This is a genomic window from Sporosarcina soli (genome assembly GCF_042655805.1).
GTDB lineage: Bacteria > Bacillota > Bacilli > Bacillales_A > Planococcaceae > Sporosarcina > Sporosarcina soli.
Map to the genome: position 1 here is coordinate 40,198 of NZ_JBHSNO010000022.1, position 20,266 is coordinate 60,463.

The following is a 20,266-nucleotide window of genomic DNA, read 5'->3' on the forward strand; positions in this document are numbered from 1 at the left end:
TTCCAATAAGACCAAAAATACCGGTGAAGGGCTTATCCCACACCGGTATTTGTTCCACCTAATCCATCCGTATCGTATAAGCTTTCATAAGGGAATAGAGAGGAAGTTCATAGAGCTGTTTTCCTTCGAGCTTATAGACCCCTTTATTAACGAGTTTCTGAATGATTTTTTCCTTTTTGACTTCCATTGGTGTTTCTTCTTGCTTTTTCATGATGAATGAAGAACCTCCTTGCTGCTGAATCCATGAACTATTTTTCCCGTATTCCACGGTTCCAAACATGTTCCAGCCTATTTGCATCGAAGGTATCATTCTTGGACAAGGAGATTCGGATCATTTGCCGGCCACTTCGAAAAATCCGTAATGATGCCATCCACCCCGTATTGATAGGACTTCGCAATGAGCAAATGGTCTTTTTTGGACCAAACAAGTACCTTCCCATCATACTTATGAACTTGATCTACAAGCCATTTATTTGTATAGGAGATGTTGAAATTTATATACGTAGCAAAAGATGTCAAATCCTCGATTTTCTTCGTGGATAGTAAAAGGGCGCTCGGTTTCATAAGGACCGCAATTTGGACATCCGGAAGAAGAGCATGCATCTTCCTCATCGATTCTACATCGAATGATTGGATGATAATATTGCTCAAGTCATCATATTTCTCTAATAACGTAACGACCTGCTCCTCGATTCCCGGATACAATTTCGGTTTCTTGATTTCAATAATCAGACCGATTTTTCCGTAAAACTCATCGAGAAATTCGTCCAAAGTAATGATTTTTTCCCCTTCAAAAGCGTCACCGAACTTGCGCCCCGCATCTAGCCTTTTCAATTCTTCAAGCGTCATATCCTTGATAAATCCTTTACCGTCCGTTGTCCGATCCACTGTCTCATCATGCATGATGATCAGCACGCCATCTTTAGATAGATGCACATCACATTCCAGAAAATCCGCTCCGAGATCTAACCCTTTCCGAAAAGCGGATCGTGTATTTTCAGGGGCATAACTGGAAGCCCCGCGATGTGCGATACTCATAATTCCATTCAGTTCAACTTGTTGCAGCCGTTGTCCATTGAACCCGACAAGCAAGACCAAGCAAGTCCCCACTAGACCAATCCACAGCCAATACCCTTTCGTTCTCCACTCCCCCATTTGTAAAACCCCTCAATTCTTTATATGAAACTCTTTCCCGTTAAGTTTTTCAACAATTATGTAAATAAAACATCTTACTTCTATAGTATGTCTACCATACTCTTGATAGCAAGACAAAATTCCCCTATGCAAGCTGCATAGGGGAATTTTATCTTCATTCAGCGGAAAAAAACATCAGCCGAGGCGTAATTGATTTTTACCATTGATTATTTTTATATTTACGATAGTAATTGATCTGGCGTGCAAATAGATAGAATTTCCGTTTGAAGTGGCGATCTTTTTTGTAGAATAATGGATTGCCATATTTGCCTGATCGTAGCAATTCTTTCACATCCCGAAGGACTTCAGGATTGTTGACAAATTTCTTCAACACGATTTTCGGAACGACGGTGAACAAGAATTTTTCATTCAGCAAGGTGAGCGGTTTTTGTTCGCCGTATACAAGATCATCCACAAAGTACTTCGCCATATTATGTCCGCAAGACGTAATGTAATAGCTAGATCTGCCTTGACGAATATTCACTTCGAATACTTTGAATTTCCCGTCCCGTTCGTCATATTTCAAGTCGAAGTTAGCATAGCCTACATAATTCACCGCTTCAAGGAAACCTTTCAGCTTCATCATCATCTCTTCATTATACCTTGTGATGAGTGCTGTATAATTCCCGATGGCAGTAACCGTATGCTCTTGTAGCACAACTTGTGCAAATGTAATAAGTTCCGCTTTTCCATGGCTATTCATGTAGAATACGGAATCCCACATATATGTATCATCACCCGGTATAAAATCCTGAATGATCAATTCTTCTTGATAGCCGCTCGCTTTGATCGTTTCGATGACTTTGTGAATTTCTTCATACGAATCGACTTTATACACTTTTTGCATTCCTGGGAAGGGATTTTTATAATACACGACACCGTTACTCGGCTTAATGATGACTGGGAACATGACTTCTTCCTGGAACGGCTGGTCGTCTTTACACGAATAATAATAGGTTGCAGGTGTATCGATGCCATGTTCCGCACATAGCTTATAGAAGTTCGATTTGACGAGCAGATTGTTCATGAGCTCTTCGGAAATATAATTGAAGACGTAATGGCTTTTTAACGCGTCTGCATTTTCAATGATCATCCGGACGTAAAGATCGTTCGTCCCGATTAACAACATCTTTTTCCCGGACTGGGCGTACTTTTCTGCAATCTCTTTTAAAAAGCTGACAAACACTTGCTTGTCCGGAAGATTAGGATTCAATTCTATCGTTTCGGTTATGCTGCTTAAAGTGGTAAAGGATAGTGGTTCTTTTCCGACTAATATTGGTTTGATCCCATACTGTTCGTGGAATGAAATAGCCATATTATAGGCGTTCATATCTGTTCCGACAATGATGGGGATGAATGGATGATTTGTCATATGTTCCTCCAACTGTTTTACTAACGTTAAGTGTAGGGTACCGCTTTTTCATTGTCAAGAAAGCGGAGCAACGCCTCTCTGAAGATAGGTGTGATTTCCTAGACTTCTATCCAATCGACAGGCTTTCAAAGGTCTTCTTTATTAGTGAATGAGGTTTTCCTTTTCTCCATACAATGGAGCATAAGTGAAAGGAGCTGTAAAACATGGCCACAAAACCACCTCGTTTGCAGCCGGGGGATACGGTCGGAATTGTGACATTGGGCAGTCCTTTGGCGGCAAGCCGAATCGATGAAGGAATCGCCACTTTACGCAATATGGGCTATAACGTTCTTGTTGGCGAACATGTCTATTCCGCGAACGGCTTTCTTGCTGCGACGCCTCAGCAAATGGCATCGGATTTGATGAAGATGTTTCAAAATAAGGAAGTGAAATGGATTTTGCCGACAAGAGGAGGCGTCGGCGTTGCCAGTATTCTTCCCTTTCTCGACTTTTCCATTATTGCGGCGAACCCTAAAATCGTTTCCGGTTATAGCGATATCACCATTTTACTGAATACACTTTATGAGTATGCAGACCTGATTACGTTCCAAAGCCTTCTCCTACTCGATTTCAATGCACAGACGCCACCGTATAATTTCAATCAGTTTTTCACAGCCACCTCCACGGTAACCGCTCCTTGGGAAATCCGAAACCCAGCCGGCATGCCGCTTGTTAGTTTAGTTCAAGGGGATGTAACAGGCCGGGTAGTTGGTGGCAATCTCACTTCATTTGTCGGATCGTTAGGCACCTCTTTTGAAATTAATACAGAAGATAAAATCATCGTCTTAGAAGAAACCCACGAACCGATCAATACCGTCTATAGATATTTGAACCACCTCTATTTAGCGAAAAAGTTTGAGGTCTGTAGCGGGATCATCATGGGCGAATGTACAAATTGTGTAGCGGCTTATGGAAAAACGTACGAAGACGTCATCCGAGAATTTCTAGTCCCCTTAGGAAAACCGCTCATGACGAATCTTGCCACCGCACACGGTATATATAAAGCAACGATTCCGATTGGTGCGACGTTGAATATGAATACGTTCAATCAAACGCTCACTGTAACGGAGACTGTCGTCAGCTCGTTATAAATCGAACAGCGAAGGGTTCGATTTGCCTTAATTTCTGCGTTTTTTGCAGAAATTAAGGCACATTCAGTACAAAACATTTGTTAAATCAACTCAGAAAAGATTCCATGGATATTCGTTGGGCGGTTGTGAGTGGATTTCCACAGGCTCTTTCGTTGTCGGATGCGGGAATTCAAGCGCATGCGCCCATAAGGCAATTTGCTGTCCCGGCTGATTCACGTGCTGACCATATTTTTGATCGCCATAGAGGGGCCATCCGGATGCGGACAGTTGAACACGGATTTGGTGAGAGCGACCGGTGTGAAGACGAACGGATAGAAGGCTCAACTGTTCGGAACTGCTTATCACTTCATATTCAAGCACCGCTTTTTTAGCTTGCGCATGATTGGCTGACACTGTATGCACTTTATTTTTTTTCGTATCTTTGTAGAGATAATGCTCCAATAAACCCTTCTTCTTTTCAGGTATTCCTCTCACGACTGCCAAATACGTCCGGTCCATTTCCCTTCTGCGCAGGACATCCGATAAGCGGGAAGCGGCTTTGGACGTTTTGGCAAATACCATGACGCCGCCGACGGGCCGATCCAATCGATGAACAAGCCCCAAATAGACGTTCCCAGGCTTCTGATAACGGATTTTTAAATCTTCTTTTAAAATTGAAAGCATATCACGATCCCGACTATCATCTTCTTGCACAGGGATATTGACAGGTTTTTCAACGACTAATAAATGATTGTCTTCGAATAATAGAGGGATTTCCATATGTAAAATTACTCCTTTAATATTGTAGTATTTTTCCGTCCATTAATGACGGGGTGCCCATAGGATGATTGATAACTGTTACAGCAAATCTCCTTCAAAAACTCGAAGAAGAACATTTATTTTTCAATGAAAGTCATCCTCTCTTCCACGCTTGCCAAGAGGCTCTCCATATCCGCATGACCAAAGTAACGTACATAGATGACGCCTTTTCCTTTTACAGCAAAGATTTCTTTTAATTCATCGATTTCACGGATGGTAAGGGCATCGAAGCCTTTGCGGTCCAACACTGTAAAATGTTCATCCCTGGAATCTCGTCTATCATAGTTAAATAACAAGTCATTCATCAGATGCTTCGCCATAAAGGAGAATTGGACTTTGTATGCCTGTATGTAAATGCTTGGAGAATAGGGACCACTGCCATCTTCCCATTCTTCCTCAGTGACAATTCCCTGTTCCGTGGATTCGTATTGTTGAGGCGCGAAAAAACTGGTTTTCTTTGTGTAATGATTATTCCAGTCAAATTGCTGGTCATCCACCTGCTCATCGCGTTCTAAATGGGGTGTCTGTTCAATATCTGCAAGCGCTACAAGCGGGAGCTCTGTATGTTCCATTGGCAAATTCACCGTCTTCTGACTCACCATTTGTATCCAAGTCGACGAGGCTAATGGTACGGTTATCATGATGGTTAAAATGACAATCGCTAGATTGATGGAACGTGATTTCCGCCAAGGGACATGATAGTCAGTCGCCTGCCCTTCAGACAACCTTTTTTGCGTTTTACGTATCAAAACCATTGACCGGATCGTAACTATGATAAAAGTCAGTTGGATAAACAATAGAGTGATTTGCGAAATTGCATCCCCCTCAACGAGTTCTAGCATCGGTGTCTGCTCATTGGACCAGAGCATTGAATAGAATATGATGGATAGCAACAACAACACCGATATGAGTATGACACTTAGTCGCATTTTTTTATAATTACTTCTTAGTGTCTTAGCTTGTTCCGAGGGATTCGCATAGAGCTCGGGTGCCTGACATTCAACAGGTGAAGCAAACACATTGAATTCTCCGAAGCGCGTAATATGGTTCCAGCCAGCTTCCTTGTACTCTAGCTTTTCCTCTGATGACATATTCTTATTAGATGACGTCGCAATCCTGTATCGTGTGTCTAATGGTTCGCCTTGTTGAAAACGTGCGAAAAGCTTGCCGACTTTTTGTAAATGCCAACCATCCTTCGCCATCTCGGCAAACCAACTTTCATATTCTCCAATGCGCCAAAAATCATTCAGCAGCATTTTACGTTTTATCTTCGTCATTTGAAGCACCTTCTTTCAATGCTTGCCAATCCTTTATACTGGAAACTTCCTCTACCATCGTGAGGGAGGTAAAGTAGGTTGTCAATTCTTTTTATACGAATCTCCTATATTCGTAAATATTTCACTTGAAACTCGATGCATGCGATTCTTGACAAACTTGATGGCATCGCCTAAAGTGAGGGCAATAACGAAGTAACAGAAACTTATTTTTCATTTGCGTATTATCCCGATTAAGTAGATTCGAATTATATTACATAGCTTGTTAGAAATGATTCTAATATGGGGTGAGAGGTATGATCGATTTATTTGTCAAAACAGAGGTTCAAAAATCTTGGCTAAAAAAACTACGTGAAAAGGGGGCAACCTTTGCACAGTCATCCGCAAGAATTGATGAGGAAGCCCTTTTTCCGATGGACAATATCCAAACGTTAGTGAAAATGGGCTATACAAGTGTTGCACTGCCGACCGCGTATGGTGGTGAAGGTTTACAAGTGTATGAAATGGTCCTTTTCCAAGAGACACTGGCTCGTTTTGACGCCAACACGGCACTTTCCATCGGCTGGAATTTCGGCGTTATCGGAGAACTTTTTGAAAAGAAATTGTGGACGAATGAAAACTTGGATTTTTTTGCGAAAGAAGTGTTAAATGGCGCCTTGGTCAACCGCTCGGCGAGTGAAGCACAAACAGGGAGCCCGACACGAGGCGGCCGGCCTGGCACGACTGCGGTGAAAAAGGGCGACTCTTGGGTGCTGACGGGCCGGAAAACGTTCACGACCGCTTCTCCTGCCCTCACTTATTTCCTGACCTCGGCGTGGGTCGAGGAACAGCAAAGAATCGGTTTCTTCCTATTGCATAAGGATTTGGATGGACTATCGATCGATGAAACATGGGATGTCGTTTCAATGCGAGGAACAGCAAGCCATGACCTCGTTCTCGATAACGTCACGGTCGATGCTTCCAAACTCGTTGAACTTCCTGACAAACCGCGCGGATCGGCATCCTTCAGTGGATGGCTACTGCATATCCCTGCCTGCTATCTCGGAGTCGCCCAAGCCGCAAGGGATTACGCCGTCCATTTTGCCAATACGCATACACCTAACAGCCTGAACGGACCGATTAGCCAATTGCCGAATATCCAACAATTACTGGGAGAGATCGACTTGGCCCTCATACAGGCAAGACATCTCATCTATAGCGTTGCAGAAATGTATGACGATGAATCCCGGAGAGCCCTGCTGACGAATGAAGTTGCAGTCGTCAAACATACCGTAACCAACTCCGCCATAGCAATTGTCGACAAAGCGATGCGGATCGTTGGCGCCAAAAGTCTCCAACGCGGCAATCCATTGCAAAGATACTACCGCGACGTTCGAGCGGGCTTGCATAATCCCCCGATGGATGACATGACCATCAAAAGGCTGGCCTTCGCTGCAATTGAGGAAGAAAAGTCTAACAGCAAATAAACGATGACATTTTACTATTGTTTATAGCCGAAAATAGAAAGTGCCATGGATCGGATCCTATGAAAAGGATTCTGAAACATGGCACTTTTTTCTATATGGTTATTTCCGTCTAGACTCCGGGCATCTAAGCAGGCGCCCTTTGCTTTTGGTTCGTCTAGACTCCGGGCGCCTGCTTTTGGTTATTTCAAATTCCGGTTCAAAAATGCTTTCGTTCGTTCGTGTTGAGGGTTGGTCAATACCTCAACCGGATTACCCGATTCAACGATTTCCCCTTTGTCCATGAAGATGACCCGGTTGGCGACTTCTTGGGCAAAGCCCATTTCATGTGTCACAACAATCATGGTCATATGTTCTTCAGCCAGGTCCTTCATCACGGCTAATACTTCCCCCGTCAACTCAGGGTCCAAGGCGGATGTCGGCTCATCGAACAAGAGGATTTCCGGGTTCATCATCAGCGCGCGTGCAATCGCTACCCGTTGCTTTTGACCGCCGGAAAGTTTAGATGGATAAACATTTGCTTTATCCGACAGCCCGACTTTTTCCAGTAGCTCCGCACTTCGACGCCGTATTGCATCAGTCGGCTCTCGCTTTGTCATTTTAGGGGCCAATTCCAAGTTTTCTTTGACCGTCAAGTGAGGGAAGAGTTCAAAGTGTTGGAACACCATGCCCATTCTAGACGTCACTTGCTTGATCTCCTGAGTCTTTGGATAGACACCGTCCTTGACGAGGTAGTCCCCGGATATCCGGACGCTGCCCCCGTTGATTTCCTCCAGATGGACAAGGCTGCGGAGCATGGTACTTTTCCCTGATCCAGATGGACCGATGATCGCTACAACATCGTTTTTTTGAACGTCAAATGTAATTTGTTTCAGCACTTCAAGATCGCCAAATGACTTTTTCAGTTCGGATACTTCAATGATTGCCACATTCTCCACTCCTTCTTAGTCAAATTTGAATCGCCGTTCGAGCCACTTAAAGAAGAAGGTCATGACTAGCGTGATTAGTAAATAAATGATCCCAGCGAAAAAGAATGGAACAATTGTAAAATCACGGTTGACTGCCGTTTGCGCAAAATGCAACAGTTCCGGCACAGCTACGGCATAGAGAAGCGCCGTATCCTTGACCAATGTCACGGACTCGTTCGCGACCGCAGGAAGCGCAATGCGGAACATTTGCGGCAAAACGACCCGTGTCATCGTTTGCCAACGATTCAAGCCAAGCACTTGTGCTGCTTCATATTGCCCTTTATCGATCGCCAACAAGCCGCCACGGAAAATTTCCGCAAAATATGCGGCATAATTCAAGATAAAACCGATACAAGCCGCCACAAATCGGTCTAACACCAGATATTCTCCGACGACAGGAAGTAAAGGCAACCCGAAAACGATAACGAGGAGTTGCAATAAGAGCGGTGTGCCGCGCATCAAATAAATATAAGCGTTGGCTAACCAGGATAACGGTTTGAATTTGCTTCTGACAGCAAGCGTCAGAACAAAACCAAGCGGAATCGATACAACAATCGCAATGATAAACAGGAGGACTGTTATTTGTGCCCCTTCCAACATCGGTTTTAGTATAGAAATGATATAGTCTAAAGACATGAAAGGATTCCTCCAAAAACAAAACAGGGTTTCACAAGTGAAATCCTGTTTTGTCACCTATTTGTTCAGTCTACTTATTTTAACACTTTATCTTCGCCAAACCACTTTTTAGAAATTTCAGCAGCCGTACCATCTTCGTTCATTTCATCAAGTGCTGCTTGAAGTTTCTCCAACAATTCCTCATTGCCTTTTTTCACACCGATACCGTATTCTTCAGGTGCCAGTGATTCATCCAGCACTTTAAATGTGCCTTCGTCTTTGGACATGTAATAATCGATAACAACCTCATCAATGACTACGGCATCGAGACGACCTGTTTTCAAGTCTGTTAACGCAAGGACATTATCGGCAAACTCCGTGATCGTTTTAATTTTCGATTCGACCGGATTAGCGCCTAAAGCATCCGCTGCCGAAGATAGGGCCTGCAGTCCAACTACTTTACCCTCTAAATCATCAAGACTCGAAATTTCCGAATCAGCCAAAGTGGCCACAACTTGAGCATTACTTAAGTAAGGCTTCGTGAATAGAACCTTTTCTTTACGCTCATCTGTAATCGTATAGCCGTTCCAAATTAGATCGATCCGACCACTGCTCAGCTCGGTTTCTTTCGTTTTCCAGTCGATCGGTTGGAATTTCGGTGTCATGCCCATTTTTTCAGCAGCCGCTCTAGCTAAATCAATGTCAAAGCCGACAATTTCGTTTTTTTCATCCCGGAAGCCTAGCGGTGCAAATTTGTCATCGATCCCGATGACTACTTCTGAGTTGGTTTCTGTATGATCAGTAGATGCATTATTATTTTCCCCATCTGTTGCTGCATTATTATTCTGTTTCCCTGATGTGCCGCATCCCACTAGAAGTGCAACTAGCGCAGCCATCATAAGGAAAATCGTTGCGAAACGTTTCATGTTATCTCTATCCCCTTTCAATCCTTCATAAACTTTAATACTTTAGCGTGCTAACGTATTAATACTATAGCATGATTGTAACAGATTGAAAACCCCTAAATATCATTTGGATAGGATTGGCATATGGCTAAACCAAGTGAAACGTCGCTTATTGTGGGATGATTATAACTTGAATTGACGAACTAAGCTATTCAACTGATCCGCTAATTTAGCGAGGTTTTCAGCTCCGCCTGCAACTTCTTCCATCGAGCTGCTCGATTGTTGGCTTGTTGCCGCTGTTTCTTCGATGCCAGCCGCCGACTCTTGGGAAATTGCGGCAATCTCGCCGATCGAATGATTCAATGTCTGACTGTTTGTCGCAAGATCTGTGAGATTGTCGGCAATCCCGTTAATCGTTTCAACCATTCCTGTAACAGCCTCATCAATGCTATTGAAAGTGGCACTTGTTGTTTGGATATGATGCGTCCCTTGTTCAACTTCCTTATAGCCATTTTGCAGGGATTCAGTCACATCGGTTGACTCCATTTGAATATCGCTAACAATTCCTGTGATATCTGTAACGGAGCTCGATACTTGTTCCGCGAGTTTCCTTACTTCATCTGCCACTACGGCAAAACCTTTCCCTGCTTCACCAGCTTTTGCAGCTTCAATCGCTGCATTCAATGCCAAAAGATTCGTTTGCGTGGCAATTGCTTCGATCACTGAAACGAGCTTGGAAATTTCTTGCGTCTGCCTATTGAAATTCGCCATCTTTTCGACTGCCTCTTGCACAATTCCATCGATCTTCATCATCTGTTGCGCTGAGGAATCCATTAATTGCTTTCCTTCCGCGGTCATCGTCAGTACAGCTATTGAAGAACGTTGAATTTGTTCGCCTCTCTCACTGGTGTCATGAACTTTTGTATCAAACATTCCCATCGTATGTGCTAGTTCACTCGCATTATCCGCTTGTTTTTCTGTTCCGAACGCGATTTCCTCCATGGTCATGGCGATTTGTTCAGAACCGGATTTTACTTCATTTGCAGATTGTGACAATTCCTCACTTTGCAACATCACACTAGAAGAAGCTTCCGCTACCTTTTCCATCGTGTCATGCAACGTATCTTTCATCTTTTGCATCGCATTGGTCAATTGGCCAACTTCATCTTTCCGATCGCTACCTTCTAACGAGATGGATAAATCACCTTTTGCGAGCTCTCCCATCCCCTCAGCAATCATGTGAATCGGCTTAGCTATTTTTCTACTGAATAGAATGGATACAAGAAGGACAACAACTACTGTTGCACTAGCGAGGAGTAAAACAATATGAATAATCTGCTGTTTCGTCCCTTGGATGACCGATAGATCTTGATGAATACCAATTGTTCCGATAATTTCACTGTGAGTCGGATCATACATGGGGATATAGGATGCTAAACTTTCTCCGTTACGATTGGATAAGGTTTCCCCGTTCTGAATGGCGGATAAAATCGATTGGTTTTCAAATGCTTCTCCGATCTTTGTTTCATCTGAAGATACGACGATTGTTCCGTCTTGGTCGTACAAATCGATGACCACATTTTGCAGCATATCGCTCAATTCCTTTAAAAAGGTATCATCGACACCTGTCTGCAACGTACCGATCACTTCATGATCAGAAGTTATCGGAGCAAACGCACGCACTGAAAGACCACTTGCCCCGAATTCAAAACCAGAAATCGCATTCCCGTCCAGGGCGGATTGAATTGCTGGCAATCCACTTTTATCATCACCATGCTGCTGCGGATTATGCCCACGTAGCATAACTAATCCTGCCGCGTTTCCAAATTCAAGCACACCAATTTGATGTTCCGCTTGGAGACGTGGGTAGAGTTGCGCCACTTGTTGCGTTAACGCATCCCGATTTTCCGATTCAAATGCTTCAATCAATTCAGGATCCTCTGCATACCTTTTTGTAATGGCAAGCAGCTGTTCAGATACTTTGTTGAACTGTGTTTGTACGGTATGCTCCATTTCCTCTTGCTGATTCGTGATCAACTTCGTAAACCCTTGCTCCATTGCATAAAAGATCGTAAGCGCGGTAAGTATCAGTGGAATGATTGTCATTGTCAGAAATAGGGCCAACAGTTTTTTGTTTAAACTGTTCCAATTAAAGATGTTTTTCAATTCAAAAATCCTTTCACGTAGTTTATGAGATTAGTAGAATAGACCCTCTCATCTTACCACGCTAATGTTCCAAAAAAACTTTTCAGATTAGCTTAACAAAAGCTAAATTTAATACGGTTCAATTTAAAATGCCAAGCATCCGAACAACAATTCGTTGTTTGGACACTTGACACGCTTTATTTTTAATCCCCTTTTGTTCAAACCTTATCACGCTAATACTTTAGCTTTTCAGAACCTCTGCAACCGCTCCCCCATGCTTTGCTTTCGCTTCAATGCGGCGCTTGTGTAAAATCGGTTCTGTGTAGCCGTTTGGCTGGTCTTTCCCTTTGAAAACCAGGTCACAGGCAGCTGCAAACGCGACCGAATCGTCAAAATCAGGTGCCATCGGTCGGTAGTTTGCATCCCCTGCATTTTGTCTGTCAACGACTTTTGCCATTCGCTTCATCGTTTCTTCTACTTGCTCTTCTGTACAAACACCTTGGTGTAACCAGTTCGCAATATGTTGACTGGAAATCCGTAATGTCGCACGGTCCTCCATCAGACCAATGTTGTTAATGTCCAGCACTTTCGAACAACCTACCCCTTGGTCAATCCAACGGACAACATAGCCTATAATTCCTTGTGCATTATTATCCAGTTCATTTTGAATTTCTTCCGCAGTCCAGTTCGGCGTTTCGGTGATGGGCACTTGCAATATAGCATCTTGAAGATCCTGCGAACCGGAAATCCTTTTTTGAATGTCGCTTACATCCACTTGATGGTAATGGAGCGCATGTAAGGTCGCTGCCGTTGGCGATGGTACCCACGCCGTATTTGCCCCCGATTGAGGGTGTGCGATTTTTTGTGCCAACATCGCCGACATTTGATCCGGCATCGCCCACATCCCTTTACCAATCTGCGCATGCCCCGGCAATCCACAATCGATTCCAACCGCTACGTTTGACGTTTCATATGCTTGTAACCAAGGCGTCTTTTTCATATCATTTTTACGGATCATCACACCAGCTTCCATGGACGTGTGGATTTCGTCACCTGTACGATCTAGGAATCCTGTATTGATGAAACCGATTCTTTCTTTCACTTCGCGAATACAAGCTTTCAAGTTGAGTGATGTGCGACGCTCTTCGTCCATCACACCAATTTTCAAGGTATAACGTTGTAAGCCTAATAGATCTTCCACACGATCAAGCAACTTATTCGCAAAGGCTACTTCTTTCGATCCATGCATTTTCGGTTTAACAATGTAGACAGATCCATGATCGGAATTTTTAAAACCGTTATCCGTCAATAAATTATGTTTTGCAATTAACGCTGTGATGACGCCATCAAGGATCCCTTCCGGAACCTCTTCTCCCGCTTTATCCAAAACTGCACTGTTCGTCATTAAATGCCCCACGTTCCGGACGAACATGAGTGAGCGACCTGGCAAAGTAAGCGTTTCGCCATTTGTAGACGTATATGTACGGTCAGGATTTAGAGTACGTGTAACCATTTTACCGCCTTTTTCAAAGGTTTCGGATAGATCTCCTTTCATAAGACCTAACCAGTTGCGGTAAACGAGCACTTTATCTTCCGCATCCACGGCAGCGATTGAATCCTCGCAGTCCATAATGGTCGACAGTGCTGATTCCAAGTACACATCTTTCACACCGGCGCTGTCCGTTTTCCCAATTGGATGTAGGCGGTCGATTTGCACTTCGATATGCATTCCATTATTGACAAACAAGATCGCAGTCGGCTCTTGGGCTTTTCCTCGGAAGCCGACCCATTTTCCTGTGTCTTTTAGTTCTGCTGTTTGCCCGTTATTCAATGTTGCGATGAATTGACCGTCAACGATGGCATATTTCTGTACTTCCGTATGCATTGCTCCATCTAAAGCAATCGTCTCGTCTAAGAATCGTTTCGCGAAGGCGACCACTTTTTCACCTCGCACCGGATTATAGCCTTCTCCCATTTCCGCTCCATTGTCCTCACTGATGGCATCTGTTCCGTAAAGCGCATCATACAGGCTTCCCCATCTTGCATTGGCGGCATTCAACGCATAGCGGGCATTATTCACTGGTACGACTAACTGCGGTCCGGCCTGTGAAGCAACTTCAGCATCCACGCCTTCCGTAGACACTTTAAAATCTTCCACTTTTGGTTCGAGATAGCCGATCTCTTTTAAAAACGATTTATATTCATCAAAGTCGAATCTCTCTTTATGTTCTTTATGCCACTGATGAATAGCTTCTTGTAAGCGAGCCCGCTCTGTTAATAGTTGCTGATTTTCCGGGGTCAGTTCATGGATAATCTCATCGATGCCCGCCCAGAATTTCTCTTGTTCCACTTCAGTTCCCGGAAGTGCTTCCGTATTAATGAAATCATATAGACATTGGGAGACTTGAATGTTCCCTATCTTTACGTAGTTCGCCATTTCTTCCATCCTCCTAAAATGTTGATCGTTACTGCCGATAAAAAAGTAAATTCCTTGGGTCTCAGACGGTAAGAAGGTGTAGGACATCTACTGATAGCCCTACTTGCCCCTCGACCGACAACTGCCTCATCGCTAAATTAAATTACTTACATAGAAGTTTCTTCTAATATCTTGTTATATCCATTGGCAATGTTCCGGCAGCAAAGCCGACAAACATGAATCTGCCTTTCCCTGTGTTGCGCATGCCATGAATTTGATTTGGCTTTGCCAACAATACCATTCCCTGTCGAATGGGAATTTCGTTCTCCAGATCCGGGAAATACGTCCCTTCCCCCTCGATGCATACCCACATATCATCGACGTCTGAATGGGAGTGTATATAGACATCCTGCCCGGGTTCTAGGCACCAAATTGCGCCTACCGTTTTATCCGTTTCATAGAAATAGTTCTTTTGAGGTTCATCCGGGTCAAATTTGGCAATCTTATCAATCTCGAAAACTCTTTCCTTCATAATCTCCTCAATGTTTGTACACGTCACTTTCTTCACCATTCCTAAACACCCCTTTTAGTTTTGGAATTTCCGCTTTTCGATTCATCCTCACATAACTAGTACAGCGATTTAAATTTAAAACTGTACCACTACACATTTTATTGTAGGTGTTTTCTGTCTATTAGTCATTATCGTAATTGAACAAAAATTATATTATTTTTTATGCAATATAAACAATTTCTTCTTTCAACTTCTTCCTTAAGAGAATGACAAAAAGGACTGGAAGAAATATTCTCCACAGTCCTTTGTTTTTAATTTACTGAACGGCTACCTCGCCGCTACCTTCTGCAACATTTGTTTTGACTGAATGACCTTTCTTTGGCTTTTCATTGATCGTCAATGCAATAATAGCCGCTATGACGAGCGCCACAATCATCATCACGAAAGAAGTGTCAAACGAGCCACTTGTTTGAATCATATATCCCATGAGGAATGGAGAAATAAAACCTGCAATGGAACCAAAACAGTTAACGGTCGCTGAACCAGATGCCATAATTTTGGCTGGAAGGGTAGCGACAACCAATCCCCAGAAAGCACCTTGCGCAAAGAACATAAAGAACGCTGCAAGACATTGCCAGATGATCACCATCGTTAAAGAAGATGTTTGGAACATAAAGAATAACGCGACGCCGCCGGCTATTGAACCAGGAATAAACGCCCATTTACGATTCCCCTTGATTTTATCCGACACAAACCCTCCGAAGACAATGGCTATAGTACCCACTAAATAAGGCAATGCACTGAAAATACCTGTATTCATAAGGGAAAGACCTTTTTCTTTAATCAGATAAGAAGGCAGCCATGATGTAAAACCCCAAAATGTAATGTCAAAGAAAAACCAAATAAGTGCCATTTGCCATAAAATAGGTTTCTTTAAAAGTTCTTTGAACCCTCCACCGGATTGTTTCTTATCAGAAGCGCTTTCCTTCTCGTCTTCCTCTAATTCCGCAAGTTCCTCTTTCGTGATTTTCGGGTGATCTTTTGGGTTATCCTTAAATTTAAACCAGATGTAAAGCCCGATTGCGATTCCAGGTATCCCCATGACAATGAAAACCACACGCCATCCATATAAGCCGATAATGGCAGCTGCGACAACTGCAGCGATAGCCGGTCCAAGTGTGTTTACTGTCGATTGAATCCCTGTTGCTGTCCCGCGTTGCTTAGTAGGAAAGTAGGTAGCGATTGCTTTGTAGGACCCACCTGGCAAAGCGGCTTCTCCAATCCCAAAGACAAAACGAAGCAATAACATTAGTGGATAAGAGAAAATCATTCCCGTTACACTTGTGAAAATTGACCACCAAATGATTGCAATACTGACGACACGACGAAAACCGAACTTATCCGATAACATGCCTCCCGGAATCTGGAACAGTGCATAACCGGCAAAGAAAATACTTAAGAGTAATCCTTGAGCCGTTGCATCCAATGCAAGATCTTCCCCGATAAATGGCAGGGCGATGGTAATTACCATGCGATCCAGGAAAGAAAATAACCAAGCCAACCATAACACAGCTAAAACAGAGTAACGAACTTTCCACTTCTTCTTTTTTGATAACGACTGTGATTGATTATTCATATCCGTACCCCCTTGAATTCCATTTTAAAGTAATTGAAAATTACAAATATTCAACACAAACTAGCCGTTAAGCAATTTAACGCTTATTATAAATTAGTTCATCTTCCTACATTAGCTTGTGATTGCTTGTCTATTTGTAACTTTCAATACTAAGCGTTACCAGCTGTTAACAATTATCATTATACAAGCTTTTTTCGCTGGAGTCGTTAGGCCGAGTAGCTAAAAGTTTTCAGGCTAATTGTTAATGACGGCTAATAAGATTTTTTGTTTTGTCACAAACGTACAACTAGTTGTGCATCATTACCATCGAACCCATGAAATTCCACTTCATTTTCCAAACAACAAAAACTGACTCTTCTAGATCACTTTTCATGAGCTAGAAGAATCAGCCTCTCCCATCTATCTATTCTTTACTTACTGGAAAGAGAAGCCGCTTTCCCTACATATACATCCAGTGCTGCTTGAAGTGCTTCACCTGCATGGGCCTGTCAACCATGGCGACGGCCAGAAGCTTCCAATTCTCTCAAATATCATCCATTATAAATATAATCTTTTGGAATGCACTCACCCTGTATATTGGATCATCTGGGCAATCACCAATGTGACAACCCCGATTCCTGAAAATACAAGGAATACCGGCATATAGAAACGAATCCATTTTTGCCAAGACACGCCAGCGATCACGAGTGCAGCCATAAAGTAACCCGAAGTCGGGAATAGAATATGAGCAAATCCATCTCCGAACTGGAACGCAAGCACAGCCGTCTGTCTGGTAACGCCGATAATATCTGCAAGCGGTCCCATTATCGGCATTGTTACTAAGGCCTGTCCACTTCCGGATGGAATAATGAAGTTAATGGTCAGCTGTACGAGATACATCCCTACAGCACCGAGAACAGGTGGCAATTCTCCTACTAGTGAGCCCAAACTATAAACGATCGTATCCATAATTTGGCCGTCTTCAAGTACAACTGCGACCGACCGAGCTAACCCGATAATAATCGCTCCCATGAGCACGTCACGGAATCCTTCTGTAAAAGCATTAGATATTTGAGTGGCGTTCAGACCGGCAATTAGACCAACAACGATTCCCATAAAGATAAACAGACCTGCCATCTCTACCATGAACCAGCCAAGTCGAAGTACACCGTACACCAGTATCCCAAGGAAAAGAAGTGCCGCAATTGAAGCATATTTTTGTCTAGTATTCATGCTTTTCGCTTCAATTTTTTCTTTCTTCTTGTAAAGTGCTCTTTTTTCTTGGTCATCCTCATACACAAAACTATGTAATGGATTCTGCTGCACCTTTTTTGCATAGCGCATGATGAAATAGACGCCGATCGATACACAGACTACAAATAGAACTAGACGCAATCCCAATCCAGAAAAAACGGGGATCCCTACAATTTTTTGTGATAAACCGACGTTAATAGGGTTTAAAACTCCGGTCGTAAACCCGACAACCGTACCGATAAGAGCAATGGCTGCAGCAACGATGGAATCATACCCTAAGGCAATGATCAATGGCATAATTACAGGAATATAGACGAGCGAAAGTTCAGGAGTTCCGATTAAAGTTGCTCCAACTGCAAATACAGTAGTTAAAATTGGGATCAGCAAAATACTATTTTTCGCAAAACGATTGGCCAGCCTATCCACAACAACTTCAATGATTCCAGTTGTCTTCAGCACCATAAACATTCCACCGATAATAAACGTGAAAAATACTATTTCCCCAGCATCAATCAATCCCCGCGGAATAACAGTAAGGAAATCAGCTATACCGATGGGTGCGGATTCCACTTGTGTAAATGAATTCGGATCGATCGCTGTTCTTCCGTCAGGACCTGGTACACGTTCAAACTGACCTGCTGGAATAAAGTAAGTCGAAATGGCAGCGAGAGCACTGAATATAAATAAGATGACATAGATATGCGGAAGTTGAAACTTCTTCCTTTTAATATTTCTTTCTTTTTCCATTTGTTACCTCCAATCGCCAATTTTAAAACATTAGCCTGAATTGTTAACGCTTCCACTTCTTACAATGCTAATTATACAAACTTATTCCCCTTGAGTCGTTAGATCCTATAGCCAAAAAAAAATAGCTTGATTGTTAACGTTAGACAAGAGGTCTTCACAAATTGTTAACAACGAACAATCAACTATACACTGTTGCCATTAAATTATTTCAATTCAACATCTTCTAATAGATTGAATACTAAAAAATCAACAGTACAAGCGCTAAATTATCCATAAATCAGGGCTATCTATGTTTTTTTATAACAAAAAAGCCGACTCCTCCAGATCTTGTTATTGATCCAAGGGAGTCAGCCTTTTACATTATCTATTCATTACTTATTGGAAAGTGCAGCCTCTTTCTCTGCGTATACATCCAGTGCCGCTTGAAGTGCTTCACCTGCATGGACCTTTCCGCCGTGGCGACGGACAGATGCTTCCAATGCCGCCAATACATGTAAAATATTTTCTTTGCGGCAACTGAAGCCCATAGAACCGATACGCCAGATTTTTCCAGCGAGCGAGCCGAATGTGCTCGCGATTTCCACACCAAACTCTTTTGCCATTGTAAAACGGACTTCATCACCGTTGACACCTTCTGGGATATTGATACAAGTGACAACCGGCATTTTATAACGGGCATCACCGAATAATGTAAGCCCCATTGCTTCAAGACCGGCTACAAGTGCCTTCTCATGGTATTGATGTCTTTCAAATCGTTCTTGCAAACCTTCTTCTTGAATAATGCGTAACCCTTCCCTCAATGCATACAGCATTGAAGTCGCTTCTGTATGGTGGTTCAGGCGTTTCGGGCTCCAATACTCTTGAATCTGGCTTAAGTCAAAATAGTTGGTTTGAATTCTTCTCGGGTTTTCAGATGTACGATCCAAACCTTGTTCGATCTTTCTCCGCTCCAGGATAATCTTTTCAACTCGATCGTTATACGTGATTGGAGCCATGCCCGTCGGTACTCCTAGGCACTTTTGCGTACCGCTAATGACAGCGTCCACAAACCACTCATCCGTTTTAAATTCTGTTCCACCTAATGTGGCAACAGCATCTACTACAAATAAAACGTCATTTTCTCGACAGAACTTCCCGATTTTTTCAAACGGTTGCATAATGCCCGTTGACGTTTCACCATGGACAAGCGCAACAACTTTCGGATTCACTCGTTTAATCTCAGCGATAATCTCCTCTTGCTCAAAAGCTGTTCCCCATTCGCATTCCATCGTCGTTACATTTGCACCCGAACGATAAGCAATCTCCGCTAACAAGTGTCCAAACCGTCCGAATATAGGGACGAGAACGTTGTCACCAGGCTCAATAATCGCATTGAGCACCGCCTCCAACCCCGAGCGTGACGTACCATCAATCGGATATGCCCAATGGTTTTTCGTTTGAAATGTCTTTCTCAACAACTCCATCGTTTCGTCCATAATCGCTAAAAACTCCGGGTCGAATTGTCCGATGATCGGAATGCTCATCGCACGAAGTATCCGAGGTTCTGCCTCGACTGGTCCTGGTGTCATTAACGTTCGTATAGAAGGATTTAGTTCTCTTAGCATAATAAAACTCCCTTTCTTCATAGACTACAGAGAATTTCAAAAACGTACCCCATTGATCTCAATCTTCTCGTGATTGATTTTAATGAATATTCTATGTACTGTTGATTATAAGAAATTCAGCCCTAAAAGTCACTGTGCAAAATGTACAAATTAATCATATTTTTTTATTCAAATGGCACAGTAGATAGCAATTGTTCATACAATGAGATCTTCACTGATGTTATACCCTTTCTGCCCCATACTATTCCCGTCACT

Annotated in this window: 16 protein-coding genes; 2 read left to right on the forward strand and 14 right to left on the reverse strand. The window is 42.9% G+C overall.

Translation table 11 applies throughout. The features are described 5' to 3' along the window. Nucleotides 1-58: 58 nt before the first annotated feature. The 3 genes from ACFPRA_RS23965 to ACFPRA_RS23975 form a co-directional block, all read right to left on the reverse strand. Nucleotides 59-211, reverse strand: a complete 153-nt coding sequence (locus ACFPRA_RS23965) for a Fur-regulated basic protein FbpA (RefSeq protein ID WP_381440396.1) — start codon at nucleotides 209-211, stop codon at nucleotides 59-61. 95 nt (nucleotides 212-306) lie between these two features. Continuing rightward, nucleotides 307-1,155 carry a glycerophosphodiester phosphodiesterase gene (locus tag ACFPRA_RS23970; RefSeq protein WP_381440399.1) on the reverse strand — a complete coding sequence of 283 codons (849 nt, stop codon included), beginning with the start codon at nucleotides 1,153-1,155 and terminating at the stop codon, nucleotides 307-309. Nucleotides 1,156-1,351: 196 nt separating this feature from the next. Then, a complete protein-coding gene (locus tag ACFPRA_RS23975) occupies nucleotides 1,352-2,566 on the reverse strand; it encodes a carboxylate--amine ligase (protein WP_381440401.1) in 1,215 nt (404 codons plus the stop codon). A gap of 203 nt (nucleotides 2,567-2,769) precedes the next feature. On the opposite strand from ACFPRA_RS23975, the gene ACFPRA_RS23980 reads away from it, so the two are divergent. Further along, the gene (locus ACFPRA_RS23980) at nucleotides 2,770-3,696 is read left to right on the forward strand and encodes a S66 peptidase family protein (protein ID WP_381440404.1); all 927 of its coding nucleotides are present in this window, start codon (nucleotides 2,770-2,772) and stop codon (nucleotides 3,694-3,696) included. A 90-nt stretch (nucleotides 3,697-3,786) separates the two neighbouring features. Here the strand turns inward: ACFPRA_RS23980 and ACFPRA_RS23985 are convergent, their stop codons facing one another. Next, nucleotides 3,787-4,455 (reverse strand): RluA family pseudouridine synthase, encoded by a 669-nt coding sequence (locus ACFPRA_RS23985; protein ID WP_381440407.1) that lies wholly within the window; start codon nucleotides 4,453-4,455, stop codon nucleotides 3,787-3,789. Nucleotides 4,456-4,571: 116 nt separating this feature from the next. After that, complete coding sequence (locus ACFPRA_RS23990; protein WP_381440410.1) at nucleotides 4,572-5,771, reverse strand: DUF2812 domain-containing protein; 1,200 nt, start codon at nucleotides 5,769-5,771, stop codon at nucleotides 4,572-4,574. Nucleotides 5,772-6,064: 293 nt separating this feature from the next. On the opposite strand from ACFPRA_RS23990, the gene ACFPRA_RS23995 reads away from it, so the two are divergent. Beyond that, nucleotides 6,065-7,234 carry an acyl-CoA dehydrogenase family protein gene (locus tag ACFPRA_RS23995; protein ID WP_381440412.1) on the forward strand — a complete coding sequence of 390 codons (1,170 nt, stop codon included), beginning with the start codon at nucleotides 6,065-6,067 and terminating at the stop codon, nucleotides 7,232-7,234. A 179-nt stretch (nucleotides 7,235-7,413) separates the two neighbouring features. Here the strand turns inward: ACFPRA_RS23995 and ACFPRA_RS24000 are convergent, their stop codons facing one another. The 9 genes from ACFPRA_RS24000 to ACFPRA_RS24040 form a co-directional block, all read right to left on the reverse strand. Then, nucleotides 7,414-8,160, reverse strand: a complete 747-nt coding sequence (locus ACFPRA_RS24000; protein ID WP_381440414.1) for an amino acid ABC transporter ATP-binding protein — start codon at nucleotides 8,158-8,160, stop codon at nucleotides 7,414-7,416. 15 nt (nucleotides 8,161-8,175) lie between these two features. After that, the gene (locus ACFPRA_RS24005) at nucleotides 8,176-8,835 is read right to left on the reverse strand and encodes an amino acid ABC transporter permease (RefSeq protein WP_381440417.1); all 660 of its coding nucleotides are present in this window, start codon (nucleotides 8,833-8,835) and stop codon (nucleotides 8,176-8,178) included. Between the two features lie 74 nt (nucleotides 8,836-8,909). Further along, nucleotides 8,910-9,740, reverse strand: a complete 831-nt coding sequence (locus ACFPRA_RS24010) for an amino acid ABC transporter substrate-binding protein (protein WP_381440419.1) — start codon at nucleotides 9,738-9,740, stop codon at nucleotides 8,910-8,912. Nucleotides 9,741-9,902: 162 nt separating this feature from the next. Then, nucleotides 9,903-11,885 (reverse strand): methyl-accepting chemotaxis protein, encoded by a 1,983-nt coding sequence (locus tag ACFPRA_RS24015; protein WP_381440422.1) that lies wholly within the window; start codon nucleotides 11,883-11,885, stop codon nucleotides 9,903-9,905. A gap of 220 nt (nucleotides 11,886-12,105) precedes the next feature. Then, a complete protein-coding gene (locus tag ACFPRA_RS24020; RefSeq protein ID WP_381440424.1) occupies nucleotides 12,106-14,301 on the reverse strand; it encodes a malate synthase G in 2,196 nt (731 codons plus the stop codon). Between the two features lie 163 nt (nucleotides 14,302-14,464). Further along, nucleotides 14,465-14,851 carry a cupin domain-containing protein gene (locus ACFPRA_RS24025; protein WP_381440426.1) on the reverse strand — a complete coding sequence of 129 codons (387 nt, stop codon included), beginning with the start codon at nucleotides 14,849-14,851 and terminating at the stop codon, nucleotides 14,465-14,467. A gap of 256 nt (nucleotides 14,852-15,107) precedes the next feature. Further along, entirely contained in the window at nucleotides 15,108-16,427 is a 1,320-nt protein-coding gene (locus ACFPRA_RS24030; protein WP_381440429.1) for an MFS transporter, read from the reverse strand. Between the two features lie 564 nt (nucleotides 16,428-16,991). After that, complete coding sequence (locus ACFPRA_RS24035) at nucleotides 16,992-18,407, reverse strand: YfcC family protein (protein WP_381440431.1); 1,416 nt, start codon at nucleotides 18,405-18,407, stop codon at nucleotides 16,992-16,994. 371 nt (nucleotides 18,408-18,778) lie between these two features. Continuing rightward, nucleotides 18,779-20,011: a pyridoxal-phosphate-dependent aminotransferase family protein gene (locus ACFPRA_RS24040; RefSeq protein WP_381440434.1), complete on the reverse strand. Its 1,233-nt coding sequence runs from the start codon at nucleotides 20,009-20,011 to the stop codon at nucleotides 18,779-18,781. Between the last annotated feature and the right edge of the window lie 255 nt (nucleotides 20,012-20,266).

Excerpts from the sequence above, each read along its gene's own strand:
- ACFPRA_RS23985 (WP_381440407.1), bottom strand. The coding sequence starts at position 4,455 with ATGGAAATCCCTCTATTATTCGAAGACAATCATTTATTAGTCGTTGAA.
- ACFPRA_RS23975 (WP_381440401.1), bottom strand. The coding sequence starts at position 2,566 with ATGACAAATCATCCATTCATCCCCATCATTGTCGGAACAGATATGAAC.
- ACFPRA_RS23970 (WP_381440399.1), bottom strand. The coding sequence starts at position 1,155 with ATGGGGGAGTGGAGAACGAAAGGGTATTGGCTGTGGATTGGTCTAGTG.
- ACFPRA_RS24040 (WP_381440434.1), bottom strand. The coding sequence starts at position 20,011 with ATGCTAAGAGAACTAAATCCTTCTATACGAACGTTAATGACACCAGGA.
- ACFPRA_RS24035 (WP_381440431.1), bottom strand. The coding sequence starts at position 18,407 with ATGGAAAAAGAAAGAAATATTAAAAGGAAGAAGTTTCAACTTCCGCAT.
- ACFPRA_RS24030 (WP_381440429.1), bottom strand. The coding sequence starts at position 16,427 with ATGAATAATCAATCACAGTCGTTATCAAAAAAGAAGAAGTGGAAAGTT.
- ACFPRA_RS23965 (WP_381440396.1), bottom strand. The coding sequence starts at position 211 with ATGAAAAAGCAAGAAGAAACACCAATGGAAGTCAAAAAGGAAAAAATC.
- ACFPRA_RS23990 (WP_381440410.1), bottom strand. The coding sequence starts at position 5,771 with ATGACGAAGATAAAACGTAAAATGCTGCTGAATGATTTTTGGCGCATT.
- ACFPRA_RS24025 (WP_381440426.1), bottom strand. The coding sequence starts at position 14,851 with ATGGTGAAGAAAGTGACGTGTACAAACATTGAGGAGATTATGAAGGAA.
- ACFPRA_RS24020 (WP_381440424.1), bottom strand. The coding sequence starts at position 14,301 with ATGGCGAACTACGTAAAGATAGGGAACATTCAAGTCTCCCAATGTCTA.
- ACFPRA_RS24005 (WP_381440417.1), bottom strand. The coding sequence starts at position 8,835 with ATGTCTTTAGACTATATCATTTCTATACTAAAACCGATGTTGGAAGGG.
- ACFPRA_RS24010 (WP_381440419.1), bottom strand. The coding sequence starts at position 9,740 with ATGAAACGTTTCGCAACGATTTTCCTTATGATGGCTGCGCTAGTTGCA.
- ACFPRA_RS23980 (WP_381440404.1), top strand. The coding sequence starts at position 2,770 with ATGGCCACAAAACCACCTCGTTTGCAGCCGGGGGATACGGTCGGAATT.
- ACFPRA_RS23995 (WP_381440412.1), top strand. The coding sequence starts at position 6,065 with ATGATCGATTTATTTGTCAAAACAGAGGTTCAAAAATCTTGGCTAAAA.